Consider the following 26,896-nt stretch of genomic DNA (forward strand, 5'->3'; position numbering starts at 1 on the left):
GAAGTTGCGTTAACCGCCCCAACCTTTGCTGCTAGAGCGGCTCCAGCTCGATTTTGCTGCAACCTTAGAACCAAAACCGCCACGAGAGATTGTTTTGCTGACAGCGGGTTTCTGCTTGAGGTGATCTTGAGGGACGTAGACTTTTGATGATCGACTTTTCTTGCCGTAAGAGTAGCCATCCGAAGAGGTCCAGTCACCATAATAACGGCTACCAGGAAAAGTGGAACTGAACATAGGTTGCTGGTAATAAGGGCGGTTATTGATGGCTCGACCGAACATGAAACCGGCCATGGCGGGCATGAACCAATTGTTTTGTGGCGCACGAACACAGTTATCGTAGCCGAATTCACTGGCGCAATCATTGCGAGTGGCGTATTTCGGCGCTGTGCTGGCGGCGTCATCCACAGCATCTTGATAGGCAGCACGGCATTCATTGGTGTAACTTGGGTTCGCGTCAATACAATCCGTGACGTTGGCGTAAATGTCCATTTCTTTGCCGTTGTCACTGCAACCTGACACCAACACAATGGCGGCGACGGTAACGCTCGGTACTGCAGGTCGCCAGCTTTTGCGCAGGCGAGGTTTAATGACCTGTTGGCTTCTTTTCATGTCACCGTCTCCTAGTAAGTCATACAAGCCGCGTTAAGCAGGCCAATGGAGATGGACATCGAACCCATAACAATACCTGCTGGGATCTCATTATTCTGAATACGTTCTACCAGTTTTGGCATGAAGCCGTATCTGACAATCAAGAATGCAAGAATTTGGGCGACAAGTGCAACAACGCCCCAAATGGCAAAATCCAAGAGGTTGACTGAATTACTCGCGGCACTAGCGATGGCTAAGCTGTATCCGATAAATGCACCCGACAGGGTAAGAGCGGCTGCGATATTATTTTCTTCTTTTAGCAACTGCCATTCGTCATAAGGTGTGATGCGGATATAGACGAACTTGAAGATCATCAAAAACAAAATCGACAGGCCAAGATAGAGAGCAAATGAGCCTAGGTTTGCTAATGAAAGTTCGAGTTGAGACATAAGAGTTCCTTTCTGAATGTGATAAATGGCGGTGGGGTTAGCCCGCCACGGTAAAGTCGGTAGGAGAGAGCTGAATACCCGTGCTTAGGACAACGGCATGTTCAGCACGACCACCTGAAATGATTTCTTCGCCAGAGACGAGCAAGGATTCGAAGATATCTTCGCCAGCTTCCCGCTCATAAACCATGATGAACTGGTCGGTTGTTGATGTGCTGCCATCTTCGGCCCAGGTTTTTTCCGTCATCGCTACTGGCTGTGTGTTGTCCCAGACTTTCTCGTAAGTCATGCCGTCGAGTTCCCAATGCGGTTGGACAATTTTATTGTTTATCCAATCATTCCACGCTGCGTCGGTATCGACAGGTTTTGATTCGTAAAAATAAAACAGTTTCACTTCACTCACATCGGCGTCACTGGTGCCGGATTGCAATACCTGAAAGTACCCGTCGTCATCGGTATAGAACCTGAGCAATCGAGTATGGGCGTCCAGTTTTACTTCGCCAACGGCTTTGATTATTTGGGTGCGTGAAGCCTGCTCAATGGTTAATACAGGCTCCATTAATCTAAATTTCAGGTCGTCGAGCTCTATCGCTCCACCTAGCCTCAACCCGAGCACTTCAGGTGCGCTGTCTTCTGGTGGGGGAGTTACTTTGTTCTTCTTCAACCAACTAAACATATACAGTTCCGAGAGTCAGGGTACATAAATGGGTGAGCGTATCACCCATTTAGTGATTGATTGCTACTACTCTGCAAAGCGAGGCTACTGATAGTCATCATTGTATGTAAGCCAAGAGGTGACTGAACTGCTTGGACAGTCACCATCGCAAAAGTAGCCAAAGAGGCATAGCCTTCCTTGGTAAGGGTTATTTTTTCCCTAAAATACGAGCAAGCTCATCTTCGGCAGATGCACTTTGACTTCCCGTGATACCTGCTTGGGACAGTTTCTTATCCAAGCTACTGCCAGATTGTTCTTGTTCGAGTTCTGTCGCGGCTTCGAATTGTGCTTGACGCTCTTGTTGGCGATTTTTGATTCGCTCCAACGATTCAACCGCAGTGTGCATTTTTGCGTTCGCACCTAAGTTTGTATTCGACACTGCCGCTTGGGCACGCTGAACTGATTCATTGGCCTTAACCACATCCACTTGTTGCTCAAGTTGACGCAATTTATCTTTGGCCTGAGCAATGTTGGTTTTTAGCGACTTTTCTGATTGCGTGAACTGTTGCAGATAGGTGTTTTCGGCATCTTGTTCGTTACGAAGTGTGGCGACGCGAGTTGCACATTCGAGCGCCAGATCTTGCTGACCCTTCTCCATGGCAGCGCGTGCATGACCTTCATATTCGGTAATACTGCTTTCAAAGCCTGCGACTTTTTGAGCAGAGAGTTTTCGCTTGGCAATAATGCCGACCAGAGCATTGTCTGAGCGTCGTAACTCTTCTTTTGCATCGCGGATTTCTTGATCTAAGATGCGCAATGCTTGATTGTCTGCAACTGATTCTGCTGCTTCGGTTGCGCCACCTTTAATCGCCGTAAATAACTTTTTCCATACGCTCATCGTGGTGCTTCCTTATAGGTAATCTTGGTACAGTTCGAGAAATGCTTCGATATTACGAAACAGTGTGGCGACTTCAATCACGACAGTCTCTGCTTTTGATTGTGATGAAAGCGAACCAAATGCGGTGTAATAACTGTCTCCGCCGATTTCGTTTATACCGATAGTGCTGAGAGGGAACATTTTGTGGGTACGTAGTATGGTGTCATTTAAACCAGAAACGTCTTTTACTGCGTCTTGTGGAAACAGTAGGGCCTCTACAAGAATTTGCTCTCCGGCAACGGCCAGAAATGCTTCGATACCATCCTCATTGGTTAAACATAAGGACTCTCCAGCTTCAGCGACACTCCAACCATCATGTTCAGCCAGCAGTGTTTGCAGATCATTCAATTGCCAGGTCATAGTGTTCCCTCTAGTTTGGCTCGACGCTGTGCGTCAAAATAATAAAGATGCAAGCCTCCAACTTTTTGTCAGTAAGCCTTTTCTCTAGTTTTCATTCTGTACTACCTGCAGAATGCCGTTAGCATTTCTTTGAGGTAGCATTTGGTCAATACGGTTTACAGATGTTCCGACGTAACATCAATTAGTAACATGTAAGCAGCTAATAATAAACCAAACTAGATTACTAACAAAAGTCACCCTATGAAATGCGCGCTTGGTTTCTCAAAAGGTGAACATGTAACACATTGAAATTACCTTAAAAGTCATCAAGTAATACGAATTCAACATTTGAATTTGAGAGATGTCTGGCAAGCAATGCGATTCACTTAAGGAGGGGGCATTCAAGATGGTCGCGTTTGGATCTAGGCGTCTCAATTGATTGGGGTGGTGTGAACGCTAAATCTGAGCGATACATAGGGCCATAGACACAGAGCGATATTGTTCTCGTCTTTACTTCACTTCAGCATTTGAACGCCAGACTCAATCTCTTTATGTGATCTGGGTGTAACAATGGATTTGCGTGGCAGACGGATGGGTGTGATAAGTATGTAATCATTTTCGCGACAAAGAAGATGTTGGTTAAGCCGCCATGGTTAAATCACGCTAGATAGCCCAGTAGGCTAACCCAGACAAGACATAAAGAGAGGGAACATCAATGACGATCACTTATGACGTTAACCGTGCGATTACTGCGGCTGAATTCATTGAGGTGCTTGCGCACTCAAGCCTTGGTGCTCGTCGTCCGCTTGATGATGTGGAAACAATGGAAGGGATGGTAAAAAACGCGGATTTGACAGTAACAGCATGGGATGGCGACGTGCTGGTGGGGGTGTCTCGCTCGATTACTGATTTTCATTATGCTTGCTATCTCTCCGACTTGGCGGTGAAAGAGACATACCAAGGGATGGGCATTGGCAAAAAGCTGATGCAGTTAACCAATGACCAGCTTGGGCATCATTGCAAACTGCTACTGATTTCAGCGCCAGCGGCGAGTGAATATTATCCTAAGGTAGGCTTCGAGAGGAATGAAAGAGCGTGGGAATTACCGCGTGGTAAGCAAATTGGTTAGACATGATGGCCTAACGAAGATACTCCCTATTCGGGGTGTTTTTAAAGAATAAAAAACTGCACCTCAATCAAAATCATTCACTCAGTCGATTCACAATGATCGTTTTAAGCGTCGTATATGAAGAGAGTGCAGTTTATTTTCGTAAAAGCGGATGATCATTAACTTCTTAGAAGAACCATTTCATACCGATTTCGGCTTTAAGTTCAACATCACCTTCAATAGAGTCTCCTGAAGGTGTTGTTACATCCTCACTACCATATTCCAACTTAGTCATTAGCCAATGGCTTCTGTTTTGTTTCTAAGGCGCGTTAAACATGTATTAAACGGGATGCATACTAAGCGGTAAGTACTAAGCGAGACACACACTCGAAGAAAATCACCATACTAAGCGGGACACACACTCGAAGAAAATCACAATCTACTCAGTTTCAATGTGTTGTGTTTCGAGGCTCAAAAACGTTGCGTAAAGGTGAATGGTTGGAGTTTGGGCGATATGCTTTTTGCATTGTTCAATTATCGACCGTCTTGAATCACGATGACAAAAGCACGTTCATCCCTTATCAGTATCGATGCCACGCCCTATTACCACTGCGTTTCACGTTGCGTTCGTCGCTCGTTTCTTTGTGGTTACGACGAACAGGCTCAACAAAGCTACGAACACCGTCGAGCATGGATTGAAAAGCGGTTGCTAACGTTGGCTGGTTCATTTTGTATTGATCTTTGCGCCTATGCCATCATGAGTAACCATTATCACGTGGTGCTCCATATCAATGCAGATAAAGCTAAAAGCCTGACTGAGCATGATATTGTCGAACGTTGGTTAGCGTTTCATCAAGGGCCTTCACTTATCCAACGCTTCATTCATGGCGATAAACTCTCAGAAGCGGAGAAGGAGCGATGTGGTGAGATAATAGAGGGTTGGCGAGAGCGGTTGACATCAATCAGTTGGTTTATGCGGCTATTGAATCAGCACGTTGCCTCAGAAGCCAACCGAGAAGACAAATGCACTGGTCATTTTTGGGAAGGGCGGTTTAAAAGCCAAGCATTGCTCGATGAAAAAGCCCTCGCGGCGGCGATGGCCTATGTGGATTTGAACCCAGTGAGGGCAGCGATTGCCGTTACCCCAGAAACGTCCGATTTCACGAGTGTCAAAGCGCGAATTAACGCAATCGAAAATGATAAAATCCACGCAGAAGGATTGTTCCCGTTCGTTGGGGACCCGAAAGAAAACATCCCAGAGGGTATTCCTTTTCGGCTGATGGATTATCTAGAACTTGTCGATTGGACAGGCCGCCAATGCCGAGAGGATAAGCGCGGTCATATTGATGGCCGAACGCCTCCAATGCTCAACCGGTTAGGATTTGATTCTACTGAATGGCTTGATGCCTATAAACATGCCGAAAAGGGAACTCTCATTGGCACAGAATCATCCATTAAGAGCGCGTTATCCTTACTAGGGAGAAAGCGACTTTGCGGATTTAGACTCCCTGCTAGCTAGCGCCTCCAAACCGCCCCCCATTTTTGAATAACCACCTTCTCGGTGGCTTTCGCCTTTCTGTAATACAGCAATTCCCAATAATTTCAGCGAGTTTTTCTACTTTTCAGCTCAAAGCTCAAAGCTCAAAGCTCAGGGTGGGGGGCGTTATTGGGTAAAATGGTAGAAAGATTGATGGGGTGGTCTTCTACCATTTTTAGGGTGTGTGTCCCGTTAGTTACTTCTTTCCTGCTCAAGACCTAGGGGATCGGGCGTCGTTGGTGGGGGGAATGGTAGAAGAATGAGTGATGTGTGTAGTGGTTTAATGATCCCGGACACCATTTAAGGTGGTAAAGTCACCACTAAAGAAAGAGGTGTTCCATGACAAGACAACGTCGTTCATTCTCCGCTGAATTTAAACTAGAAGCAGCCTGTTTGGTACTTGACCAAGGGTATTCAATTGCTGAGGCTAGCCGCTCATTAAACGTCGGTGAAACGGGACTCAGACGCTGGGTCACACAACTTGAACAAGAGCGCGGCGGTAGTACGCCAGTTTCCAAAGCCTTAACGCCAGAGCAGCAGAAAATCCAAGAGTTAGAGGCAAGGATCCATCGACTTGAACGAGAAAAATCTATTCTAAAAAAGGCTACTGCTCTCTTGATGTCGGACGAACTCGAACGTACGCGCTGATAGACCAATTGAGAGAGCAAGAACCGGTAGAATTGGTCTGTACTGTGTTCGATATCGCCACGTCGACTTACTATGAGCACTGCCAACGACGCCATGATATTGATGCTGAACGTTTGCATCTTCGTAGCGAGATCAACCGACTGTTTACGCTGAGCAGAAGCTCTGCGGGTAGTCGCACTCTGGTCGGCATGATGTGTGAAATCGGACATAAGATTGGACGATTCAAGGTTCGCCGATTGATGAAAGAGGCACAACTCATCAGCAAGCAACCCGGTTCACATAACTATAAGCAAGCTACGGTTGAACGGCCTGATATTCCCAATCAGCTTGATCGTCAGTTCACTGTCGACGCCCCAAATCAAGTATGGTGCGGCGATATTACCTATATATGGGCGGGTCATCGTTGGTGCTATCTTGCCGTTGTCATTGATCTGTATCGCAGACGGGTTGTCGGTTGGGCCATGTCTGACAGTCCTGATGCGGCATTGGTGACAAAAGCGTTGTCGATGGCGTATGAGCAACGAGGAAAACCAAGTGGCGTGATGTTCCATTCGGATCAAGGCTCCCAATACAGCAGTCGCCAGTTTCGACAACACCTGTGGCGGTATCGGATGACACAAAGCATGAGTCGCCGTGGCAACTGCTGGGACAACGCTCCAATGGAAAGGCTATTTAGAAGTCTAAAATCTGAATGGATACCAGCAACAGGCTATGCATCTTTTGCTGAGGCATCCAAAGATATCAGCCATTACCTGATGAGCTATTACAACTGGAAGAGACCGCATAGTTATAACGGTGGTCTTCCACCTGCGAAAGCTGAAAATCAGCCTAATTTACTGTCCGGAATGAGTTGACCACTACAGTGGTCATCTGTCATTTTAAAAGTGTATGTCCCGTTAGTTGTGCCGTTAGTTGCAAACGTTTAGTCAGATGCCCTAAATGTATATTGGTATCAATTGAAGGATGTAGATCGGTATTCACTCGGTGTTATGCCTGTTATTATCTTAAATGCACGTGTGAAATTTTTGGGGTTTTTATATCCTAATTCAATTGAAATATCTAAGATACTTAGTGAGTCATTCAATAATAGCTCGCAAGCTATTTTCGTCATCGCATGGCCTTTCAATTCACGGAAATTGGTTCCCTCTCTTTCAAGAATTCGTTGAAGTTGCCTATTATTTATTCCAAGTGCGTTGGAAACATTGTCAAAACTTGAATGATTTTCGAACACTTGGCTAGTTATCAGCTCGGAAAGTAGTTCCGAGACATGCCTGCCTGAAGTTTGTCGGTGTAAAGAACGACGAATTAGCGACTGATCGAGGTCTGTTACAAGCAGCTTTTTATCAATGGGTATTGCCCCATAGGGTTTTGAGTATTCAACGTCAGTATTTCCAAAAACGTTTTTCTGGTTAATTGGAGCAGCGGATTGCACATGAATGAAGTCTGGCGCCCAGTTCGCTCCCAAATAGCCTCTTATCACAGAGAGAAAATAGCTTAATACATACTGTTCCATTTGCCATACGCCAACATCAATACCCGGCGTCCCAACGCGACATAAATAGATGTAGCGGTCGGTCTCACTTAACCAGTAGTTTTTGTAATTGGCGTGCTTCAGTAGTTGAGTTACTAGGCAGCCTAACGCCGTAAACAAACTTGGCGACTGAACCATTGCCTGTCCAAGCTCACCAAAACAGGTCTGCTGTTCTATCGAGGCAACAAGAACTCCCAAATCATCAATGCCCTCTTTCTGAGAAACGACGCTGACCATTTTCCAAGCTGCGAACTCGGGAATCATTAAGGAAGGGTCCTCCAAGATTTTGCTAGAAAGACCTACTGATCCCAGTAGCGAGTCGATTGGTGATCCTAAGTATGAAAAGGTATTAATAAATGGTGTCAGTTGACCTGAAGATACTTGGTAAATGGAGTTCAACGTATTTGTCTCTATTAAGTTAAAAAATCACAGTAAAAGGTGTCGCCAAATGATACCCATCTATGCAAATAAATCGTTTGGTGTGATAAATTTTCCTTGTTAAATCGCATTCCAAAGTTCTGATTTTAAGTGGAATGGTATGAAGGTTGTGAATTTTAATTTCGATTTATCTAATGAAAGTTATCAATTGTGCGGGTTATGTCAAAATTAAGATAATCTCTGTCGAATATGACATAGTGTGATCTGTTGATTTCTTCTCGTGTTGATTTTTTCGATATGAGCAGGTGTGAAGATATAGTCATATTTTTTTGATTCGTTTTCTTGCTTTCTTCATTTCATGATGGTGAGTGAATAGTAATGCTTATCAAACTTTCATTTATAACGGATATAGCTCACTAAGATCGTAATTTTTAATCACATACCGTATAGGCACAAAAAAATATCAAGAGGTTAGTATGATAAAAAGGATTTCAATGGCAGCATTGGCTGTTTCTTTGTCAATGGGCGTAGCCAACGCAAGTGTGGAAAGTAAAACTTGGCCAGCTTCCGACAAGGCTAAGTCCTTTGTTCAAGACACCATTGTAATAGGTATGTTGGCAAGCCCGTATGGTGCTGGCTGGACTGATGATAAACAGCTTCTAGATTACTTCCAAGCCGCGCGTGATAACGGAATTACTGGTCACGAATACACAATTACTGCAGCCGATCATAACTTTGATGATTTCCTATTTCATCACCATAAGCATCGTTCAGCTATGGCGAAAGAACCCGATAACTTTATCGTCGCTCATTCGAACAAGGATATCGAGACTGCACATGTAGAAAGAAAAACAGCCGTTCTTTGGAACAGTCAAACTGCCACTATTCTTGATGAAGATGTCACGCGCATGGCACTCCTAAAGGACATGGGCTTAAAGACGATGATACTTGCATACAATGATATTTTCCGTACAGGTTCTGGCCAGTTAGCTGCATATAATGGTCGTGATATAGGTTTAACGCCTTGGGGAGAATCGGTCATTGATGAAATGGTTAAATATGATGTCATATTAGATTTAAGCCATACGGGTTCAAAAACAGCGACTGATGCTATGGAGTATATGGAAAAAAATCACCCAGGCACGCCGTTTATCTACTCTCACTCAGTACCTGCAGGTCTTTACAAGAGCGAACCTGATGCAACATTGAGAGGTTGCTACCGAGCGATTCCTGATGAAGAAGCGATTCGTGCTGCGAAGTCTGGTGGTTATGTTTCTCCGACCTTCACCGAATGGATGATGGATGGTATTTGGCCAGATGATATTTCGCCAAAACAAGCGGCAGATATGATCGATTACTATGTCAAGCTAGTGGGTGTGGATCATGTTGGTATAGCAACTGATGACATGTTCTCAACTGAAGGCGTCCTCGATTTCGCGACTAAGAATGCGGACATGTATAACGATGGCGGTTATATGATCAAAGCTTTTGATAAAGGAGCGACGGGTAACGGAGAGCTATCTAAAATACTGGCAGCAATTACGGATGACCTATGGGCTCGAGGTTACACCAATGAAGATCTGGCGAAGATCTATGGTGGTAACAAAATGCGAGTCTTTGCTCAGGTGTCAGAAGATATCAACCCAGAAGTGTTTCAGAAGGAATATGCGCAACGTTTGGAAAGCCTAACCAAACTGCGTAATGAGAGTCAGTGAAATAACTAGACTTTAGACATGAAGAGGCACCAAATGGTGCCTATTCAACTATCCTTGTTTACAACAGTGTATTAGATCTCAAAATGGTGTGTTTAAACACACCATGTTCTCCCATAACAGCAACCGCCATTCTAACATCGCGTATAACATCATGTTTTATATGATTAAGATCATGCTCGCATAACCTACATTGTTACAAAGTGGCCAATCGGTGGGATTGAAGATTATGCACCGCCACCATTAAACCGATGCACTTAATTCCCCAAGCTACTGCCCTCCAGTTTTCGACACCCTACAGGCTATGTGATTGATAAATTGGTCAGTAAATTAATTACGATGCGAGTGTAAGTGCACATAAACAAGTATGTGTTCTTAGGTGGCGATGGAAAGATGTTTGAAGAGAGTATTTCGAAAGGGAGTCGAGGGATTGAGGTGGAGGATAGGAGCATCACCGCTCTCCCAACCAGAGAGAGCGGCAACAAGCACGCATTAACCAATAATGCTGAGCGTGGCCTGCAAGATAATCAAGTTAACGATATCAATGAAGAACGCGCCGACAATTGGCACTACCATGAAAGCTTGTGGTGATGGACCGAAGCGATTGACCACCGAGCCCATGTTCATCACGGCTGTTGGGGTTGCCCCCAAGCCAAAGCCACAGTGACCACTGGCTATTACGGCGGCGTCGTAGTTACGCCCCATCACTCGGTAAGTCACAAAGTAAGTGAACATCGCCAACATCATAGATTGCACAATCAGGATGATGAGGAAAGGCACAGCCAGATCGAGAATGTTCCAAAGCTTTAGGCTCATCAAGGCCATGGCGAGAAACAGCGCGAGTGACACAGTGCCGAGAATATCCACGGTGTCCACGTCCAGTTTCTTTGCTTTGCTCACTTCAACGAAGTTGGTGATCACCACACCAATGAAGAGTGCATACACAAAATCAGGGATCATCAGCCATTTGATGTCGAAGCTGCTTACCCATTGTTCGAGGTACTTAGCGCCAGTGACACAGATCAGCAAAATGAATAGGGTTTCAATGACCTTTTTCGCCGTCACGTTATCTTCTTCGTTCTCGCTGTAGGTCACCAACTCAGGGAATTGGTCATGGGTTTTGTTGGTCGCGCCGTATTGCGATTGCAGCTTGTTTTTATCAATCAAACGCTGCGCGACAGGGCTGCCGATAATACCTCCCATGATCAAACCGAAGGTGGCAGAGGCCATCGCGATTTCCAGCACGTTATTCATACCATAAACGTCTTGGAAGGTTTGCGCCCACGCAGCGCCAGTACCGTGTCCGCCAGACAGAGTAATAGAACCCGCAATCAGCCCCATTAGCGGGTCAAGGCCAAGCACGGTAGCCAAAGATACGCCAATCCCGTTTTGGATCATGATGTAGAGCGAGGCCACACCCAGGAAGATGAATACCTTTGCACCGCCTTTGATGAGTTGCGTGTAGTTAGCTGCCAAGCCCACAGTGGCGAAAAACATCAGCATAAAGGTGTGTTGTAGGGGCAAGTGGAACTCGAGTTCTATGCCTCTGAAGTGTAAAACCGTGATCGCGCTGGCGACAACTAAACCGCCGACAATCGGCTCTGGGATATTAAATTTTTTGAGTACAGGAATTCGTGCGTTGATGAAGTGGCCGAGAAACAGCACAAAAATGGCGATCAGAAATGATTCAAGCGCACCAACAGAAATTAATTGATTCATAAAGCCTCTTAAGCCTCAACATCCTCCTTAATGTTTGAGCGAAAATTGTTCTTTGATTTTATGGATATGGAGCTAAAAGAGTGACGTCGGCATCCTTCGCCGAGTATGCAGATTGGCTGCAAGGGCGACGTTATCTCATATTGTGCGCGTTAAACACAGTACCTAAGTGAAAATATATTCACTTTCGAGGGCATTTTAACCACTTTTTGTCTGATTTTGACCTGATCCCACTGTGGTTATGTTTCTATGCCACACACCCTGAATCGTTTGGTCGCGTTGAGAAAAGCTTAAGAAGTAATTGATAGGAATGGCTGTCGCGAATTTAACAATGAGGGCGGAAAGGTGACGCAAACGTCAATACGCTTCGTCACCATGAGATTTTTCTCTCGTACTTTGTCGCTATGCGTCGCGGCTATTTGGTTGGAAAGAGTTTGTGTCGGTAAAGAGCTACCGTAAAAGCGATCAGGGGATAAAACCAAATCAAATGGTTAGCGTGAATTTCCTTAAAGGTGACTTCAATGATGATCAACAGCAAGGTAAAGCACACCACCGTTTCTTCAATGGACAAGGTTCTGTTGGCGTTGCGCACCAAAAAGTAGATCAGAGCGCAAAGCTGGGTGAGGGGGAACAGCACATGCAGTACGTCTGGCGTGATGGAGTAGAGGCTGGTGGAATCGAAATTCAGGCTAAAGCGCAGAATGAATACGTTCTCAATCATGCTTTGATGATCCCATGCGAGGAAAATCAGTAAGGGTGATGCACCAATGGCGCAACCAATCAAAAAATTCAGCCGAATATCTTTGCGCAAAAACATCGCGAGCAGGAAGGCGGCAGGAGAGAATTTGGTCGCGAATGAGAGGCCCATTAACACACCCGCGAGCAACCACTTTTCTTTTTGAACACACACCAAACCCACTAATAGCAGCGCGACAGGGTAAATATCGTTCGCGCCGACGTGAAACACTTCGTACCACAGCCTCTCAGGTAGAAATAGCAATACCATCGACGCCAACACAGCGCTTCGAACTTGCCATCCGTTGGTTTCAATCTGGCTGCGTGAAGTTAAACAACCCGCCACCAACGAACACAGCGCAAGGGCTGTAATAGCAAGAAAGGCAACACTCGTTAACTTATAGCCGATGCCCGGGAAGTAGGCTGAGGCGGCGTACCCCAATATCATGCCAGGACCATAGTGAAAGCCGCGGTGTTCAGGCGCGAGTTCAGGGCGAATATTGATACTTTCACTTAGATAGGGGTTTTCACCCTGAAGAAATAGCAGCTTGGCGGCATGTTCAGTGGTGTAGCCAATATCGACCGTGGGTGCAGCAAAGATGAAGTCACCATAAGCGGGCACCATGCGGGCAAAAATCAAGGCCAGCACCGCCATGGCAAAAACAGCTTCAGTAATCAGCATCGTCTTACCGATATCATCAGACTGTGTTCTGTGATTGAAAAGGGTCAGGATCAGCGCAAACAAGCCGCTGAAACAGAGAAACTTGGTGAACGGATGTCCCCAATCGTAGGTTTGGAACAGGCGATAAGCACAGTAGATGAAGACGAGTGAAAATAAGAAAGATGACGAGCATAAGAGTAGATGCCACCCTTTTTGCAAAGACGCAGACTTATCAAATGACGCAGTAAAAAAACGCATAGCGGTCCTCAAACAGTGTTCATGCCGAAGCACGGCGACAAAAGGCCCGGCTATTCAATCCCCTATGAATGAGTGTAGAAGAAATGCAACAGAGCGCATAATGCACTCTGTTGTTTTATAGTGACTAATTTGGCGATTTAACGACTTAGAGATTCAGTGACGGTGCGGAATCAATCCGGCAATCATAAAGGTGTGTGTCGCCAGTGCCTGACATTTTCTGGACGCCGCGCAACTGTTGTCGGCAATAGCGGCTTGCTGGGTATATATCACTTCCCCGTCTTTAATGGTTGAAACCACGGTGATGTCAGCAAGCTCCATTGGGTTAACCTTCAATGGATTGTCAGACAACAAGACCAAATCGGCCACTTTGCCTGTTTCAATCGAGCCTTTGGTCTTCTCTTCAAAGTGCTGATACGCGGCCCAGATGGTCTGTGCTTTCAACGCCGTCATAGATGGCACGCGCTGGTCTTTGCCTAACACGCGTCCACTTCGAGTGATCCGGTTAACGGTGGCGGAATAGACCCGCATCGAATTAGGAAACGCAACGGGCGCATCGTGGTGAGAAGTAAATATCATGTCGCGATCCAATGCCCAGCCAGTGGGTGAAATATTTTCAGCCCGTTCATCGCCGAGTACAGATTGTGCATGCCAATCACCCCAATAGAAGGTGTGCATAGGGAAGAAAGACGGCATAACGTTGAGTTCTTTAAACGACTGCACCTGATCTTCTCGGGCGGTTTGCGCGTGAATGGCGACAAAGCGTCGCTCGCCTTCACCATATTTCTTCGTCGCGTTTTTAACGGCGCGGATATATTGGTCGATGGCAGCATCACCGTTAGCATGTGTGAGTAATTGCCAGCCGTTTTCCATCGCCATACCGACATATTTCTCCGCTTCTTCATCCGGCATAATGGGGTAACCGAGATAGCCTGCTTTCTGGCCTTCAGGGGGGATAAGATAGGGTTTGGTTAGCCATGCGGTTTTGCCTTGTGGCGAACCATCTAGCGTCAGTTTGACGCCGCCGACACGGAAACCATTGTTGTAGCTTTGGCTAAGGTAGGGCGGCTTCATGATGTCTGTGCCGAGCTGAATATCCGTGTAGGCCACCACGTCCAGCAGCAGTTTCTTTTTCTGCGCAATGTCGTACATGGTTTTGACACTGTCAGACATGGTGCGGCCTTCTTGCGCCGTGGTGTAGCCATATTTGGCGTACAACTCCATGCCTGCCTGAAACAGCAATTCGTTCTCGTCGGGACTGATTTGCGTAAATAAAGGGATCAGAGCACCGAAAAACGCGGATTCTTCTAATACCCCATTGGGTACATCACTGTCAGGTAGTCGGCGGATCACGCCACCCGGAGGGTTCTTGCTACTGGCGGTGAAACCCAGCATATCGAGCGCTTTGCTGTTCAATACCGCGAGGTGTCCTGATTGGTGAATGATCAGGATGGGCACGTCAGTGGATACGGCATCTAAGTCATAACGCGTCGGGTGAAGTTGCTCTTTTAGCTGAGAATCGTCATAACCAAAACCGATGATGAAATCCTGTGCTTTGTTGATCGGTTTTTCGGCCCACTGGCGTAGCGCGGTTTGCAAACTGGCGATGTCGGTCACGGGGCCATCTGGCGGTGACAATAAGTTAGCAGACACCGCTTGAAGACCGGTATTCATGACATGGCCATGGGCATCGATAAAGCCCGGAATCATGGTCATGCCTTTCAAATCGACCACGTGGGTACTTTTACTGGCTAACTTAAGTACGTCTTCGTTGTCGCCAACGGCAAGGATTTTGCCATTGAGTATCGCCACAGCGTTGGCGTCAGGTTGTTTATCGTTGACCGTGATGACCTGCGCATTGTGATAAATGGTGTCTGCAAAGGGCATTTTAGGGGGGCTATCTGCAAGCGCAGGAAAGGAAGCGGCGAGTGCCGTCAGCGTCAACAACGAGGCTTTCATAGTGGCTCCTTCAATAAAGAAAAAAGCGGTTCAAGCCCGCTTGTCATCTCTAGTGTATGCCGTGGCTCGCCCAGAAGTCGTCTAGATTTTGAAGCAATTGATGACGTTCATCGTCTGTTAAAAAAGCGGCCTCAATAGCATTTCGTGTGAATTGCACTAATTGTGCTTTGTTAGGGGAAAGTGCCTGATTCAGCGCAAGGAAGTTGTCATTCATGTAGCCGCCAAAAAATGCGGGATCGTCGGAGTTCACTGTCACGCAAAGCCCTTCGTCCAGAAGATTGAGAATGTTGTGATCTTCCATACGGTCGAATACCCGCAGTTTGATATTGGAAAGCGGGCATACCGTCAGTGGCATACGTGTTTCTGCCAGTTCTATCATTAGTGTAGGGTCTTGCACGCATTGAACGCCGTGGTCGATTCGATTCACATAGAGCAAGTGAATCGCATCCCAAATATTGCTTGCTGGGCCTTCTTCGCCTGCGTGTGCGACGGCTTTCAATCCCAGTGCACGTGCTTGAGCGAAGACGCGCGCGAATTTTTCAGGTGGATGCCCAAGCTCGGAAGAATCCAGTCCAACTGCGATAAGACGGTGCAGGTGGGGTTTTGCTTGTTCTAACGTTTCAAACGCCGCTTCTTCAGAAAGGTGGCGTAGGAAACACATAATGAGCTTGCTGGTGATACCGAGTTCTTTCTCTCCCTGACGCAGCGCATGGTATATGCCGTTGATCACGGTATCAAACGCGATACCACGGTCAGTGTGAGTTTGTGGGTCAAAAAAGATCTCCGTGTGCATCACGTTGTCCGCTTTGCAGCGCATCAAATAGGCCCAAGTCAGATCGAAAAAATCTCGCTCAGTGATCAGTACGTTGGCGCCTTGGTAATAGATATCGAGAAAAGACTGAAGATCATTGAAATGGTAAGCCGCGCGCGCCTCCTGAACATTGGCGTAGGGCTGGGTGATACCATTGCGCTCCGCCAACTCGAACATCAGTTCTGGTTCCAATGAGCCTTCAATATGAAGGTGTAGCTCTACTTTGGGTAAGTGTCGGATAAAGTCTTCCATAAGATTCTCCCTTACACGTTGGGTGGTTTCTCGTCACCAGAGAGGTGGTGCTTTCACATTGCCAGTGCGATATGACGATTTGTACGGCGACCGTTGTTGCCACACTGGCCGCAGCCTTGGCGTTCAATGCTGGTTGATGGAAAGAAGATGGCGCATGTATTCCGTATGCATACCTTTATAAAAATTAGTGGTTACTGACCGTTCGGTCAACTTATGCGGCGTTGGGTTTTTCGCTGTCTGCGTTGTGATTTAGAATCACACCTTGTTTACAGCATGTCGCGCGCGATGATACCGAGACTGTTCAGACCAAGTGTTATCACGTTAATTTGTAGGGCTTTTCCCGTTAATCGCGGTCAAATGCAATATTTACTTACATTCTGTATGGCTAATGGCGACCAGAGTCTGAGATACTCAATGTCCATTATTTGATGTGTTTAGGACAAACTGACGCGCTAATGACAATTCTCTATCCTGCTCTGCTGCTGGTTACCCTGTGGGTGTGCTTTTTTGTTCACTTCTCTAGTTCGTTGAACTGGCAGATGGTGAGTGATGTCGGTGTGTATGGTTTGGTCGCCACCGCAGTGGCTTTTCCTGTGTTTCATGGTGAATGGGGCGAGTTTAAGTTCGCGGGGTACATCATCGCGATGGCTTCTGGTATTGGCTTAATCGGTAAATTGCTGATTGATGCTAAACGCCCTGATAAAAGCGGCAATGATAGTTTCCCTTCGAATCACACCGCCAATGCCTTTGCTGCGTCGACCGTGCTTGCCATGAGTTATGGCTGGATCATCGGTTTACTTTCTTACGGATTGGCCATGCTGGTGGGGCTAGGTCGAGTAAAAGCCTTAAAGCACCACTGGCGTGACGTCATCGTAGGGCTGTGCGTCGGCCTTTCCACCGCGATTGCGGCTGTTGCTTGGATCTAGCCCACCGTTATCCTGTTTACTCCGCCCCCCAAAACAAGCTGCTTTTTTACTCGTTACTGTACTTGCTCACTTAGCAATTGTTGTTGGAATTGCTTGGGGGCTTGACCCACATGGCGAGTAAAGAAGCGAGAAAAATAGCCAGGGTCTTTAAAACCGAGTTGATAGCCAATTTCTTTCGATGAGAGTTGGGTGAAAATCAGCAATCGCTTGGCTTCATCGATAATCCGTCCGTGAATAATCTCTAACGCTTGCTGATCAGCGCTGCGCTGGCATGTGCGGTTGAGTTGTCCTTGGCTTAAGCCCAATGCGGCTGCGTATTCACTCACACTCCAGTGCTGGTTGTAATGTTGTTCCACCAAAGCCGTGAATTTTTCGAACAAGATGGTCTTAGCGTCTAACACTTGCGAAGATTCTCTGTGCTTCATCTGTCTATTAAGCAGCACGAACACTATCTTCAAGTACGCGCCAATCATAGATGCTTGCCCCACAGCGCGCCCTTGGTATTCTGCCAATAAGCGTTCGCCTAAGAACTTCAACTCCACAACATTTCGCCCATCTGTAATGGGGAGCACCATGGGTTCACGAAACAGTGAAGAGAGTGCTTGTCGCTCGGTTTCGTTGAATAAGCTCAATATGAAAGGTTGGGAGATCGACAGAATAAACCCTGTCACCCCAGGCTGGTGGATGAAGCCATGCACCTCTTTAGCGGGAATGGAAAGGACACAACCCCCTCGATATTCGGCGCTGCTCTCTCTGATTTGAGCCGTCATTGAGCCAGACTCAAGAATCATCAACTGATGCAAATCATCGTGTCGGTGTGGGTGAATTTCCCAGTTATGTTTTGGCAGAGATTGCTCAAGCCGCGCGATGTGCATGTAATCTGGTGAGTCTTCTGGCTGTTCTTCACCGTAAAGAAAGTAATGGGGGATGTTTGACATCACACTCGCGCTTCAAAAGTTAGTAATGTTAAAAATGTACAACAAAATGTAAAAAAGTTGAATTTATTGCGAGCGACATCATGACTATTCTGATCCTAATTCTCATGCGAAGGTCAGAAAGACATGGTTTCGATCCCTTATATGCAGCTCAGAGGCGGAAGCTCCAAAGGCATCTATTTTCTTGCAAGTGACTTGCCGGACGATGCTGAAGAAAGAAACCAGATCATTCTTGGTGCTGTTGGTCGTGATGCGAGACAAATCGATGGGTTGGGTGGTGCAAACCCGTTAACGAGTAAAGCGGCGGTGGTGTCTGCTTCTGCACATGCTGATTACGATGTTGACTACCTGTTTGTTCAAGTCGTTGTCGGTGACAATCGCGTTGATACCACACCCAATTGCGGAAACATTTTGGCGGGCGTGGGTGCCTTTGCCATTGAATCCGGCCTCGTACAGGCAACCCATCCCAAAACCCTCGTTCGCGTGTTGATGACCAATAGCGGCAATCGCTGTGACTTGGAAATCGAAACACCTAACGGTCACGTGAAATATGACGGCGATGCTGCGATTGATGGCGTGCCCGGCACGGCGTCTCCCGTCATTTGTCATTACCAAGACATTGCAGGCTCGATCACTGGTGCATTACTGCCCACGGGCAATACCCGCGATACGTTTGAAGGCCTCGACGGTCAATACGAAGTCACCAGCATTGATAACGGCATGCCGGTTGTTGTGCTGCGTGCAGAAGATTTCGGTGTGACAGGGTACGAAAGTGCAGATGAACTGAACAACCATGTTGAGTTGAAAGCACGTATCGAAGCGGTGCGTTTAAAAGCGGGTGTTGCGATGAACCTCGGTGATGTGACTGACAAAGTCGTGCCCAAAATGTGCCTGATTGCCCCGCCCGTTGCTGGTGGCAATGTGTCTACTCGCACCTTTATTCCTCATGTTTGTCACTCTGCCATTGGCGTGCTCGGCGCGGTTTCCGTTGCGACGGCGTGCGCCTTATCCGGCTCTATTGCTGAAGGCATTGCCTCCATCCCTGATGGCTTGGTGAAAACTTTGTCCGTTGAACATCCTTCAGGGGAATTCTCCATGACGTTGACGTTTGACCAATCTGGCGCAGTGCAGAGTGCTGGATTGGTCAGGACGGCGCGTTTGCTCGCGAAAGGTGAGCTTTATTTGCCCAAGACAGTCATTTAGCTAGGCGCTGACAGTTAGCGCATCAAAGCCAGCGTTTTAATACATAAGCGCCTTAATTAATAACGAAAACGCAGCTTTTTTAAGTGCTGCACAGGAGTCACGGAATGACCAAACCCAGTTGTATGCCACCGGATAACAACACGCGCACACCGCGATTTGTGGCACCCGCCAATGCCTGCGATGCCCATTGCCATGTGTTCGGCCCTCATGCGCAGTTCCCATATGCAGATACGGCCACGTATTGGCCGCCTGATGCGGGCAAAGATGCGCTGAAACGTGTGCATGACACGCTGGGTATTTCCCGCGCTGTGTTGGTGCAAGCGAGCTGCCACGGGCGTGATAACCGCGCCATGATGGATGCGATTGCGACCAGTAACGGTGCTTACCGTGGCGTGTGCATGGCTGACGATACGTTTACAGAAAATGACTTTCAGGATCTTCATGAAGGCGGCGTTCGCGGTATTCGCTTCAATTTCGTGACCCATCTTGGTGGCGCACCCAACCTTGAAATGATGGAACGTGTGTTGAACCGAGTGAAGCCGTTTGGTTGGCATTTGGTTATTCACGTCAACGCAGAAGACATTATTCGTTACGAGGCGTTCTTCAACCGATTCGACATGGACATCGTGGTTGATCACATGGGGCGCGTGCCAACCTCTGAAGGTGTCGGTCAAAAAGCGTATCAAATTCTTCTCGATTTTATGCAGCGTGATAACTGGTGGGTCAAAGTGTGCGGCTCTGAGCGCATCGCTATCGCGCCGCCTTTTTATGATGCTGTGCCATATGCACAAGGGCTAGTAGAAGTCGCCCCTGATCGCATTCTATGGGGAACGGATTACCCGCACCCGAACATCAAAAAGCACATGCCAAATGATGCGGATTTGTTGGATCTCGTGCCATTGATTGCGCGTGACGAAGCCACGCAGAAGAAGATTTTGGTGGATAACCCAGCACGCCTTTACGGTTTTGACGAGTAAGGAAAGCAGTATGTCTATGAGAACAATCCAAGGCGTCGCCGTTCGACACATTGAACGTGCTGACAACGCGGTATTGGAAGGGCTCGCCGAATGCGGCAGCGCGACTGTGCATGAAGCCCAAGCGCGCACAGGCAACCTTAACCCTAACCTGCGTCCTATTTATTCTGGTGCGCAAATCGCGGGCAGTGCCGTGACGGTGTTGGCACAACCTGGCGACAACTGGATGGTGCACGTAGCGATTGAGTTGTGTCAGCCCGGCGATGTGCTGGTGATCGCAACCACCTCGCCGTGCACAGACGGCTATTTCGGTGATTTGTTAGCAACGTCTGCCCAAGCGCGTGGCGTGCAAGGGCTGATCATTGACGCGGGTGTACGTGACACCAAAGATCTAACAGAAATGAATTTCCCCGTGTGGTCAAAAGCGGTGTCTATCAAAGGCACAGTGAAAGCGACATTGGGGTCGGTGAACGTGCCCGTGGTTTGTGGCAATCAACCGATTTATGCCGGTGATGTGATTGTGGCAGATGACGACGGCGTGTGTGTGGTGCCAAGAGACCATGCAGAAACGGTTCTAGCCGCAGCGAGATCACGTGTGGCGTTAGAAGAAGAAAAACGACAAATGCTTGAGAGCGGCATTTTGGGGTTAGACATGTACAACATGCGCCCTAAGTTGGATCAAGCCGGCTTTCGCTATGTAGATGTACTGGAGGATTTGGAATGAGCAAGGATACGCTGATTATTGATTGTCATGGTCATTACACCACAGCACCGAATGCGCTGGGTGAATACCGTGATCAACAGAAAGCCGAACTGGCAACCGATCCTCTGTTCGACCACGTCAAAGGCGTGGTGAACATTTCCGATGACCAAATCCGTGACAGCCTTGAAGGTGCGCAACTGAAACTACAAAACGAGCGCGGCACGGACGTGACCATTTTCTCGCCGCGTGCAAGTTGGATGGGGCACCACATTGGTAACCAAACCACGAGCAAATATTGGACTGAGCACTGCAATGAACTGATTCATCGTATTGCAGAGCTGTATCCACAGAATTTCATTGGTGCGGCGCAATTGCCACAATCGCCTGAGGCAGACTTAACCGTGAGTGCAGCAGAGCTTGAGCGTTGCGTGAAAGAGTTTGGTTTTGTCGGTTGCAACTTAAGCCCTGACCCATCAGGCGGCTACTGGACCGCGCCGCCGTTGGATGACAAATACTACTACCCCATTTACGAGAAAATGTGCGAGCTGGATGTACCGGCAATGATCCACGTCAGTGGATGCTGTCACCCGTGTTTCCACACCACGGGCTCTCATTACCTTGGTGCTGACACCACGGCATTCCAACAGTTGATGATGTCGAAAACCTTGTTCAAAGATTTCCCTGAGTTGAAGTTCATTGTGCCGCATGGTGGCGGCGCTGTGCCGTATCACTGGGGACGTTTCCGTGGTCTGTGCGACATGTTCGGCTTGCCAGCACTGAATGACATCATGGAAAACAACATCTTCTTTGATACTTGTGTCTACCACCAAGAAGGTATCGATTTGCTGCTTGAAGTCGTGCCAACGGAAAACATTCTGTTTGCCTCTGAGATGATTGGCGCGGTGCGTGGGATAGACTCGCAAACGGGTCACTTCTTTGACGACACCAAACGTTACATCGATGGTTCAACACTGAGCGATGAAGACAAAGCCAAGATTTTCAATGGAAATACGCGCCGAGTATTCTCTCGATTAGATGCCAGACTGAAAGAAGTCGGTTTGATTTAATGTGCGATATTTGAGCGTTATTTGAGCGTTATTTAAGGAGTAAATAATGCGTGAAAAAAGAGATTATGACGACATTCCCGGCACCTACGTGTTTGATGGACAAAAGTCGCGCCAAGGGTATCACCTCAACATGTTTTGCATGTCGCTAAACAAAGCTGAAAATCGCGATGTGTTTCGTGAGAGCGAAGCTGACTACCTCGACAAATACCCCATGACGGAGGCACAGCGCCAAGCGGTATTGGCGCGAGATTGGCTGGGCATGTTGCGTTTGGGTGGCAATATCTATTACACCTTCAAACTCGCCATTTTTGATGGGTTGACCATGCAAGATGCAGGCGCAGGCATGTCGGGAAATGGCATGACAGTGGATGATTTTCGTCAAATGATGCTGTCGGGTGGTCGTTCCATTGAAGGTAATCGCAGTAAAGCGGAATGGGCGGAATATTACGCGCGTCCGGAAAACAAGGATGAAGCAAATGGCTAAAGTGGTTGCAGGGATTGGCACATCGCATATTCCATTGATTGGCGCTGCCATGGATAACGGCAGTATGCATGGCGAATATTGGCAGCGTTTCGTGGGCGGTGTTCAGGTCGCCCGCGATTGGATGGAAACGGTCAAACCCGATGTGTGTTTGATTGTATTTAATGACCATGCGTCTGCCTTTTCGCTTGAATCTGTCGCGACATTCTCGATTGGTGTCGCCCCAGAGTTTCACCCTGCTGATGAAGGTTACGGCCCGCGTCAGGTACCTTCCTGTAAAGGACACAGTGAATTTGCGTGGCACATTGCGGAATCGTTGATCCTTGATGAGTTCGACATGACCATCGTCAATCAGATGGATGTGGATCATGGCCTCACCGTGCCCCTGTCTGTGATGTATGGGCAGCCGAGTGAATGGCCGTGTAAAGTGATCCCGCTGGCGGTCAACGTGGTGCAATATCCTCAACCCACGGGCAACCGCTGTTTCAATCTGGGCAAAGCGATTCGTAAAGCGGTGGAATCCTTTCCTGACGATATCACGGTCGCGATTTTTGGGACGGGCGGGTTATCACATCAGCTGCAAGGCGAACGCGCTGGGCTGATTAATACCGAATATGATTGCAACTGGCTCGACAAAATGGTCGAAGACCCAATGGCGGTGAAAGACATTTCCCACACCGAATATATTCGTGAAGCCGGATCAGAAGGTATCGAGGCCATCATGTGGCTGGTGATGCGCGGCGCGATGGATGAAAAGGTCGATGAAGTGTATCGATTTACTCACGCCCCAGTGTCGAACTCCCATTATGGTTTGACATTGTTAGAAAACAAATGTGACAGGGTCACGTCAGATGTGCTCACATTCAAGGAGTGAAGAATGAAAATAGTCATGGTGGGTGAGGGCGCGTTCGGACACAAGCACCTCGATGCGTTGAAAAATATTGATGATGTGGAAGTGGTCTCTATTGCGGGTGGTGTGGAAGAAAGCACCCGCGAGACCGCAGAGAAATACGGCATTCCGCATTGGACGCTAGACCTTCAAGAAGCCTTGTCGCAACCGGGCGTTGAAGCGGCCATTATCACGTCGCCAACACCGATTCATGCCGCGCAGGCCATTGATGTGATGGAAGCAGGCAAGCATGTGATGATCGAAATCCCAATGGCCGATTCTTTGGCCGATGCAGAATCGATTTGCACGGTACAACGTGCCACCGGGTTGGTCGCGATGGCAGGGCACACTCGCCGTTTCAATCCGAGCCATCAATACTTGAACAAGAAGTTTCGCGCAGGTGAACTGACGATTCAGCAAATGGATGTGCAGACTTATTTCTTCCGCCGCCAGAATCTCAATGCCTTGGGACAACCGCGTAGTTGGACGGATCATCTGTTGTGGCATCACGCGTGTCATACGGTGGACTTATTTGCGTATCAAACGGGCGAAGACATTGTGCAAGTGCAAGCCATGGAAGGGCCAAAGCACCCTGAGCTTGGCATTGCTATGGACATGAGCATTGGGTTGAAAACGGCGTCTGGTGCTTTGTGTACGCTGTCTTTGTCGTTCAACAACGATGGCCCTCTCGGCACGTTCTTTCGTTATATTTGCGATAACGGCACCTACATGGCGCGTTATGACGATTTGGTTGATGGACGTGAGAATCCGATTGATGTCAGCACCGTCGATGTGTCAATGAATGGCATCGAGTTGCAAGACAGAGAGTTCATTGCCGCCATTCGTGAAGGGCGCGAACCTAATGCCAGTGTGCGCCAAGCGTTGGCAGCGATGAAAGTGCTTGATAAAATTGAACAAGTGCTGGGTCACTAGCTTCCTATAGGTCATCATTTTCATTCGTTAGGTACTATTAAGGGGAATGTCATTACATGGAAAAGCGCAACATTGGATCGCTAAGCGTGTCACCGATTGGGTTGGGCTGCATGAGCATGTCTCATGGCTATGGGCCAAGCGATGAAAAAACGTCGATTCAGCTGCTCAATGAAGCGCTCGATGTGGGCTATGACTTCCTCGATACCGCCACCATGTACGGGGGCGGAAGAAACGAAGAACTGCTGGCAAAAGCGCTAAAAACGCGCCGACAGGAATACGTGCTGGCGAGTAAATGCGCCTTGTTTTCCCAAGACGGTAAGCCGACGATTGACGGTAGAGCAGAGACCATCAAAGCGCAGTGTGAAGCGAGCCTGCAACGATTGAAAACAGATGTGATTGATCTTTACTACTTACATCGACTCGACCCAAAAGTGCCGATTGAAGAAAGCGTGGGTGCCTTAGCGAATTTGGTCCGCGAAGGAAAGATCCGTGAAATTGGCTTGTCTGAAGTCTCCGCAGATACTTTGCGTCGCGCGCACGACATTCATCCCATTGCGGCGGTGCAATCTGAATATTCCCTGTGGACACGTCTACCAGAAATTAAAATGCTCGATGTGTGTGAAAGCTTAGGAACCACCTTTGTGCCTTTTTCACCCCTTGGTCGTCAATTTTTGACGGGTAAAGCCCAAGAAGCGTCGTGTTTAACAGAGGGAGATATTCGCACCAGCAATGCGCGTCCGCGGTTTGAAGCAGACGCGTTTGCCCAAAACAGTAAACTGCTCGAACCGCTTAGAGAAGTGGCGCAAGAATTCAACTGCTCGTTGGCACAGCTGGCGTTAGCGTGGATTATTGCGTTACCAAACCGAGCAGGTAAGCAAACGCTCATACCGATTCCTGGCACCAAACATATTGCGTACATGCGTGAAAATATCGCGGCAATGAATGTGAACTTACCGCTTGATGTGGCTGAATATGTGTCGAGCTTGATTGACGATGATAAGGTCATAGGCACGCGTTACAACGACAGGCAAATGAAAGTCATGGACTCTGAGCGAGACAGAAACTAGGGTGTAATGTGTTGGCAGTGGCACAAAAGATTTGACCCTAAAAGCCGTCTGAATGCAGACGGCTTTGTCGTTTTGGTAAGCTTGATTACTGATTACTGATTACTGATTACTGATGACTGAACTTGAAGAGCAACTTGTCAATCTATCAACCTGCTTGCCCATCAACCGATAAATTTACCGACAAAGTTCGTAATATTGCCAAAGCTTGCGCCAGCCATGACCACCACAATCAGTACGCCCATGACCGACAAATACACAGGGTGTTTATAGTCACCCACAATGTCTTTACGGCGTGTTGCAGCAAGCACGAATCCTAATACCACAGGCAGGATAATACTGTTGACCAGACCTGCCAGCATCAGCAGCAAGATAGGCATGTTCATCAACACCGTACCGACGCTGGTGATGATAATGAAAGCAATACACCAGCGTTTTTCGTTACGTGCGACGACAGGGAATAGGGTTTTAATCAGTGAAATCGCCATGTAGGAATTGCCGACCACTGAAGTGATAGAGGCAACAAACAGCACCAGGCCGAAGATGAAGTAGCCGACGTCCCCAGCGCCTTGACGGAAGGCATCCGCAGCAGGGTTTGAAGTATCCAGTACCGCGCCCGCAGCAATCACACCAAACACGGCGAAGAACAGCAGAATACGAATGACCACCGCAATCGAAATACCTGCCCATGCGGCGGTTTTAATCGCGGCTGCGTTTTCTTTGCCTTGCAAGCCGATGTCGACCAAGCGCTGTGCGCCAGTGTAGTAACCGCCAACAGCACCACCGACGATGGTCAGAGTTGGCAGTAGTAAGCTTCCGACGTCACTTGGCATGACAGCAGCGGTGAGGGTTTCGCCGATTGGCGGCAGACTGGTCATGGCTACGTAAGCGATCAACACAATCATGAACAGGCCGAGATAACGCGCCATCTGGTCCATGCGCTTCGAGGCGTTGTGAACCACAAACAACAAACAGCCGACCACGCCAGTGAACAACGCGCCCCATGTTGTATCTACGCCAGTGAGGACATTGATGCCCAATGCCGCGCCGCTGACATTACCAAAGTTAAACGCCACTGCGCCAAGCGCGAGCAAAATGCCGATGAAGTAACCTGCACCCGGTGCAATTTTGTTGGCGATATCTTGAATACGCAGACCAGACACACCCACGATGCGCCAAAGGTTCATCACAATACCGAAGGTGATAAACATCGATGCGAATACAGGAAACGCCATGTCGATTTTATAGATATTGGTGAAAACAGCGGTTTGGGTTAGAAAGCCGGGGCCAACAGACGTTGTCGCCATCAAAAATGCGACGCTAAGAATAGCTTTGTTTTGCCAGGATTGAGTGTTTGAAGCGTGTGTTTGAGTGGTCATGCCGAGTCCCGTTTTTTGTTGTCTCTCTCTTTATAAAAATAGAAAGACAACTGACCGAGATCAGCTGATATAAG

General features: G+C 47.8%; 25 protein-coding genes. 13 read left to right on the plus strand and 12 right to left on the minus strand.

What is annotated here, in order from left to right; all coding sequences use genetic code 11:
- Window positions 1–9 precede the first annotated feature (9 nt).
- The 5 genes from AC3CIC_RS06580 to AC3CIC_RS06600 all read right to left on the minus strand — a co-directional run bounded on the left by AC3CIC_RS06580 (window position 10) and on the right by AC3CIC_RS06600 (window position 2,986).
- Entirely contained in the window at window positions 10–609 is a 600-nt protein-coding gene (locus AC3CIC_RS06580) for a DUF1190 domain-containing protein (RefSeq protein WP_017006196.1), read from the minus strand.
- Between the two features lie 11 nt (window positions 610–620).
- A complete protein-coding gene (locus AC3CIC_RS06585; protein ID WP_488515685.1) occupies window positions 621–1,037 on the minus strand; it encodes a DUF350 domain-containing protein in 417 nt (138 codons plus the stop codon).
- A gap of 37 nt (window positions 1,038–1,074) precedes the next feature.
- Window positions 1,075–1,710, minus strand: a complete 636-nt coding sequence (locus tag AC3CIC_RS06590) for a YjfK family protein (protein WP_394212007.1) — start codon at window positions 1,708–1,710, stop codon at window positions 1,075–1,077.
- Between the two features lie 187 nt (window positions 1,711–1,897).
- Window positions 1,898–2,587 carry a PspA/IM30 family protein gene (locus AC3CIC_RS06595; protein WP_394212009.1) on the minus strand — a complete coding sequence of 230 codons (690 nt, stop codon included), beginning with the start codon at window positions 2,585–2,587 and terminating at the stop codon, window positions 1,898–1,900.
- 12 nt (window positions 2,588–2,599) lie between these two features.
- The gene (locus AC3CIC_RS06600) at window positions 2,600–2,986 is read right to left on the minus strand and encodes a DUF2170 family protein (protein WP_016958097.1); all 387 of its coding nucleotides are present in this window, start codon (window positions 2,984–2,986) and stop codon (window positions 2,600–2,602) included.
- A gap of 694 nt (window positions 2,987–3,680) precedes the next feature.
- Here AC3CIC_RS06600 and AC3CIC_RS06605 point away from each other — a divergent pair.
- From AC3CIC_RS06605 to AC3CIC_RS06615, 3 genes are all read left to right on the plus strand, one after another.
- A complete protein-coding gene (locus AC3CIC_RS06605) occupies window positions 3,681–4,094 on the plus strand; it encodes a GNAT family N-acetyltransferase (RefSeq protein ID WP_394212012.1) in 414 nt (137 codons plus the stop codon).
- A gap of 535 nt (window positions 4,095–4,629) precedes the next feature.
- Window positions 4,630–5,592, plus strand: coding sequence for a transposase (locus AC3CIC_RS06610; RefSeq protein WP_488515686.1), 963 nt, complete (start codon window positions 4,630–4,632; stop codon window positions 5,590–5,592).
- Window positions 5,593–5,949: 357 nt separating this feature from the next.
- A protein-coding gene (locus tag AC3CIC_RS06615) for an IS3 family transposase (RefSeq protein WP_488514316.1) occupies window positions 5,950–7,112 on the plus strand; the annotation gives its coding sequence in 2 pieces (ribosomal slippage) (window positions 5,950–6,205 and window positions 6,205–7,112; 1,164 coding nt in all).
- A 98-nt stretch (window positions 7,113–7,210) separates the two neighbouring features.
- Here the strand turns inward: AC3CIC_RS06615 and AC3CIC_RS06620 are convergent.
- Window positions 7,211–8,188, minus strand: a complete 978-nt coding sequence (locus AC3CIC_RS06620; protein ID WP_488515687.1) for an AraC family transcriptional regulator — start codon at window positions 8,186–8,188, stop codon at window positions 7,211–7,213.
- A 455-nt stretch (window positions 8,189–8,643) separates the two neighbouring features.
- On the opposite strand from AC3CIC_RS06620, the gene AC3CIC_RS06625 reads away from it, so the two are divergent.
- Window positions 8,644–9,882: a membrane dipeptidase gene (locus AC3CIC_RS06625; RefSeq protein ID WP_488515688.1), complete on the plus strand. Its 1,239-nt coding sequence runs from the start codon at window positions 8,644–8,646 to the stop codon at window positions 9,880–9,882.
- 489 nt (window positions 9,883–10,371) lie between these two features.
- On the opposite strand, the gene gltS is transcribed toward AC3CIC_RS06625, so the two are convergent.
- The 4 genes from gltS to AC3CIC_RS06645 form a co-directional block, all read right to left on the minus strand.
- Window positions 10,372–11,598 (minus strand): sodium/glutamate symporter, encoded by a 1,227-nt coding sequence (gltS, locus tag AC3CIC_RS06630; RefSeq protein ID WP_488515689.1) that lies wholly within the window; start codon window positions 11,596–11,598, stop codon window positions 10,372–10,374.
- A gap of 412 nt (window positions 11,599–12,010) precedes the next feature.
- Window positions 12,011–13,249, minus strand: a complete 1,239-nt coding sequence (locus AC3CIC_RS06635) for a glycosyltransferase 87 family protein (protein ID WP_488515690.1) — start codon at window positions 13,247–13,249, stop codon at window positions 12,011–12,013.
- Window positions 13,250–13,402: 153 nt separating this feature from the next.
- A complete protein-coding gene (locus tag AC3CIC_RS06640) occupies window positions 13,403–15,205 on the minus strand; it encodes an amidohydrolase (RefSeq protein WP_488515691.1) in 1,803 nt (600 codons plus the stop codon).
- 49 nt (window positions 15,206–15,254) lie between these two features.
- The gene (locus tag AC3CIC_RS06645) at window positions 15,255–16,268 is read right to left on the minus strand and encodes an adenosine deaminase (protein WP_488515692.1); all 1,014 of its coding nucleotides are present in this window, start codon (window positions 16,266–16,268) and stop codon (window positions 15,255–15,257) included.
- Window positions 16,269–16,723: 455 nt separating this feature from the next.
- Between AC3CIC_RS06645 and AC3CIC_RS06650 the strand changes: the two genes are divergently transcribed.
- On the plus strand, window positions 16,724–17,194 hold the full coding sequence (locus tag AC3CIC_RS06650) for a phosphatase PAP2 family protein (RefSeq protein ID WP_017002989.1): 471 nt from the start codon (window positions 16,724–16,726) through the stop codon (window positions 17,192–17,194).
- 53 nt (window positions 17,195–17,247) lie between these two features.
- On the opposite strand, the gene AC3CIC_RS06655 is transcribed toward AC3CIC_RS06650, so the two are convergent.
- Complete coding sequence (locus tag AC3CIC_RS06655) at window positions 17,248–18,132, minus strand: helix-turn-helix domain-containing protein (RefSeq protein ID WP_394212035.1); 885 nt, start codon at window positions 18,130–18,132, stop codon at window positions 17,248–17,250.
- 123 nt (window positions 18,133–18,255) lie between these two features.
- Between AC3CIC_RS06655 and AC3CIC_RS06660 the strand changes: the two genes are divergently transcribed.
- From AC3CIC_RS06660 to AC3CIC_RS06695, 8 genes are all read left to right on the plus strand, one after another.
- On the plus strand, window positions 18,256–19,332 hold the full coding sequence (locus AC3CIC_RS06660) for a 4-oxalomesaconate tautomerase (protein ID WP_488515693.1): 1,077 nt from the start codon (window positions 18,256–18,258) through the stop codon (window positions 19,330–19,332).
- Window positions 19,333–19,436: 104 nt separating this feature from the next.
- Window positions 19,437–20,309 (plus strand): amidohydrolase family protein, encoded by an 873-nt coding sequence (locus tag AC3CIC_RS06665; RefSeq protein ID WP_488515694.1) that lies wholly within the window; start codon window positions 19,437–19,439, stop codon window positions 20,307–20,309.
- A gap of 10 nt (window positions 20,310–20,319) precedes the next feature.
- Complete coding sequence (locus AC3CIC_RS06670; RefSeq protein WP_488515695.1) at window positions 20,320–21,030, plus strand: 4-carboxy-4-hydroxy-2-oxoadipate aldolase/oxaloacetate decarboxylase; 711 nt, start codon at window positions 20,320–20,322, stop codon at window positions 21,028–21,030.
- Window positions 21,027–22,076 (plus strand): amidohydrolase family protein, encoded by a 1,050-nt coding sequence (locus tag AC3CIC_RS06675; RefSeq protein WP_016958085.1) that lies wholly within the window; start codon window positions 21,027–21,029, stop codon window positions 22,074–22,076. Before AC3CIC_RS06670 ends, AC3CIC_RS06675 begins: the two co-directional genes overlap by 4 nt.
- 46 nt (window positions 22,077–22,122) lie before the next feature.
- On the plus strand, window positions 22,123–22,560 hold the full coding sequence (gene ligA, locus AC3CIC_RS06680; protein WP_488515696.1) for a protocatechuate 4,5-dioxygenase subunit alpha: 438 nt from the start codon (window positions 22,123–22,125) through the stop codon (window positions 22,558–22,560).
- Window positions 22,553–23,431, plus strand: coding sequence for a class III extradiol dioxygenase subunit beta (locus AC3CIC_RS06685; RefSeq protein ID WP_394212046.1), 879 nt, complete (start codon window positions 22,553–22,555; stop codon window positions 23,429–23,431). Before ligA ends, AC3CIC_RS06685 begins: the two co-directional genes overlap by 8 nt.
- A 3-nt stretch (window positions 23,432–23,434) precedes the next feature.
- Window positions 23,435–24,379: a Gfo/Idh/MocA family oxidoreductase gene (locus AC3CIC_RS06690; RefSeq protein WP_488515697.1), complete on the plus strand. Its 945-nt coding sequence runs from the start codon at window positions 23,435–23,437 to the stop codon at window positions 24,377–24,379.
- A gap of 56 nt (window positions 24,380–24,435) precedes the next feature.
- Window positions 24,436–25,446, plus strand: coding sequence for an aldo/keto reductase (locus AC3CIC_RS06695; protein ID WP_488515698.1), 1,011 nt, complete (start codon window positions 24,436–24,438; stop codon window positions 25,444–25,446).
- A gap of 161 nt (window positions 25,447–25,607) precedes the next feature.
- On the opposite strand, the gene AC3CIC_RS06700 is transcribed toward AC3CIC_RS06695, so the two are convergent.
- A complete protein-coding gene (locus AC3CIC_RS06700; protein ID WP_488515699.1) occupies window positions 25,608–26,822 on the minus strand; it encodes an NRAMP family divalent metal transporter in 1,215 nt (404 codons plus the stop codon).
- Window positions 26,823–26,896: the final 74 nt, after the last annotated feature.

The organism is Enterovibrio sp. QJM3NY_24, from assembly GCF_057786035.1.

What these genes read in the sequence shown, in the direction of transcription:
- AC3CIC_RS06580 (WP_017006196.1), bottom strand. Translation starts at nt 609, where the DNA reads ATGAAAAGAAGCCAACAGGTCATTAAACCTCGCCTGCGCAAAAGCTGG.
- AC3CIC_RS06585 (WP_488515685.1), bottom strand. Translation starts at nt 1,037, where the DNA reads ATGTCTCAACTCGAACTTTCATTAGCAAACCTAGGCTCATTTGCTCTC.
- AC3CIC_RS06590 (WP_394212007.1), bottom strand. Translation starts at nt 1,710, where the DNA reads ATGTTTAGTTGGTTGAAGAAGAACAAAGTAACTCCCCCACCAGAAGAC.
- AC3CIC_RS06595 (WP_394212009.1), bottom strand. Translation starts at nt 2,587, where the DNA reads ATGAGCGTATGGAAAAAGTTATTTACGGCGATTAAAGGTGGCGCAACC.
- AC3CIC_RS06600 (WP_016958097.1), bottom strand. Translation starts at nt 2,986, where the DNA reads ATGACCTGGCAATTGAATGATCTGCAAACACTGCTGGCTGAACATGAT.
- AC3CIC_RS06605 (WP_394212012.1), top strand. Translation starts at nt 3,681, where the DNA reads ATGACGATCACTTATGACGTTAACCGTGCGATTACTGCGGCTGAATTC.
- AC3CIC_RS06610 (WP_488515686.1), top strand. Translation starts at nt 4,630, where the DNA reads ATGACAAAAGCACGTTCATCCCTTATCAGTATCGATGCCACGCCCTAT.
- AC3CIC_RS06625 (WP_488515688.1), top strand. Translation starts at nt 8,644, where the DNA reads ATGATAAAAAGGATTTCAATGGCAGCATTGGCTGTTTCTTTGTCAATG.
- gltS (WP_488515689.1), bottom strand. Translation starts at nt 11,598, where the DNA reads ATGAATCAATTAATTTCTGTTGGTGCGCTTGAATCATTTCTGATCGCC.
- AC3CIC_RS06635 (WP_488515690.1), bottom strand. Translation starts at nt 13,249, where the DNA reads ATGCGTTTTTTTACTGCGTCATTTGATAAGTCTGCGTCTTTGCAAAAA.
- AC3CIC_RS06640 (WP_488515691.1), bottom strand. Translation starts at nt 15,205, where the DNA reads ATGAAAGCCTCGTTGTTGACGCTGACGGCACTCGCCGCTTCCTTTCCT.
- AC3CIC_RS06645 (WP_488515692.1), bottom strand. Translation starts at nt 16,268, where the DNA reads ATGGAAGACTTTATCCGACACTTACCCAAAGTAGAGCTACACCTTCAT.
- AC3CIC_RS06650 (WP_017002989.1), top strand. Translation starts at nt 16,724, where the DNA reads ATGACAATTCTCTATCCTGCTCTGCTGCTGGTTACCCTGTGGGTGTGC.
- AC3CIC_RS06655 (WP_394212035.1), bottom strand. Translation starts at nt 18,132, where the DNA reads ATGTCAAACATCCCCCATTACTTTCTTTACGGTGAAGAACAGCCAGAA.
- AC3CIC_RS06660 (WP_488515693.1), top strand. Translation starts at nt 18,256, where the DNA reads ATGGTTTCGATCCCTTATATGCAGCTCAGAGGCGGAAGCTCCAAAGGC.
- AC3CIC_RS06665 (WP_488515694.1), top strand. Translation starts at nt 19,437, where the DNA reads ATGACCAAACCCAGTTGTATGCCACCGGATAACAACACGCGCACACCG.
- AC3CIC_RS06670 (WP_488515695.1), top strand. Translation starts at nt 20,320, where the DNA reads ATGTCTATGAGAACAATCCAAGGCGTCGCCGTTCGACACATTGAACGT.
- AC3CIC_RS06675 (WP_016958085.1), top strand. Translation starts at nt 21,027, where the DNA reads ATGAGCAAGGATACGCTGATTATTGATTGTCATGGTCATTACACCACA.
- ligA (WP_488515696.1), top strand. Translation starts at nt 22,123, where the DNA reads ATGCGTGAAAAAAGAGATTATGACGACATTCCCGGCACCTACGTGTTT.
- AC3CIC_RS06685 (WP_394212046.1), top strand. Translation starts at nt 22,553, where the DNA reads ATGGCTAAAGTGGTTGCAGGGATTGGCACATCGCATATTCCATTGATT.
- AC3CIC_RS06690 (WP_488515697.1), top strand. Translation starts at nt 23,435, where the DNA reads ATGAAAATAGTCATGGTGGGTGAGGGCGCGTTCGGACACAAGCACCTC.
- AC3CIC_RS06695 (WP_488515698.1), top strand. Translation starts at nt 24,436, where the DNA reads ATGGAAAAGCGCAACATTGGATCGCTAAGCGTGTCACCGATTGGGTTG.
- AC3CIC_RS06700 (WP_488515699.1), bottom strand. Translation starts at nt 26,822, where the DNA reads ATGACCACTCAAACACACGCTTCAAACACTCAATCCTGGCAAAACAAA.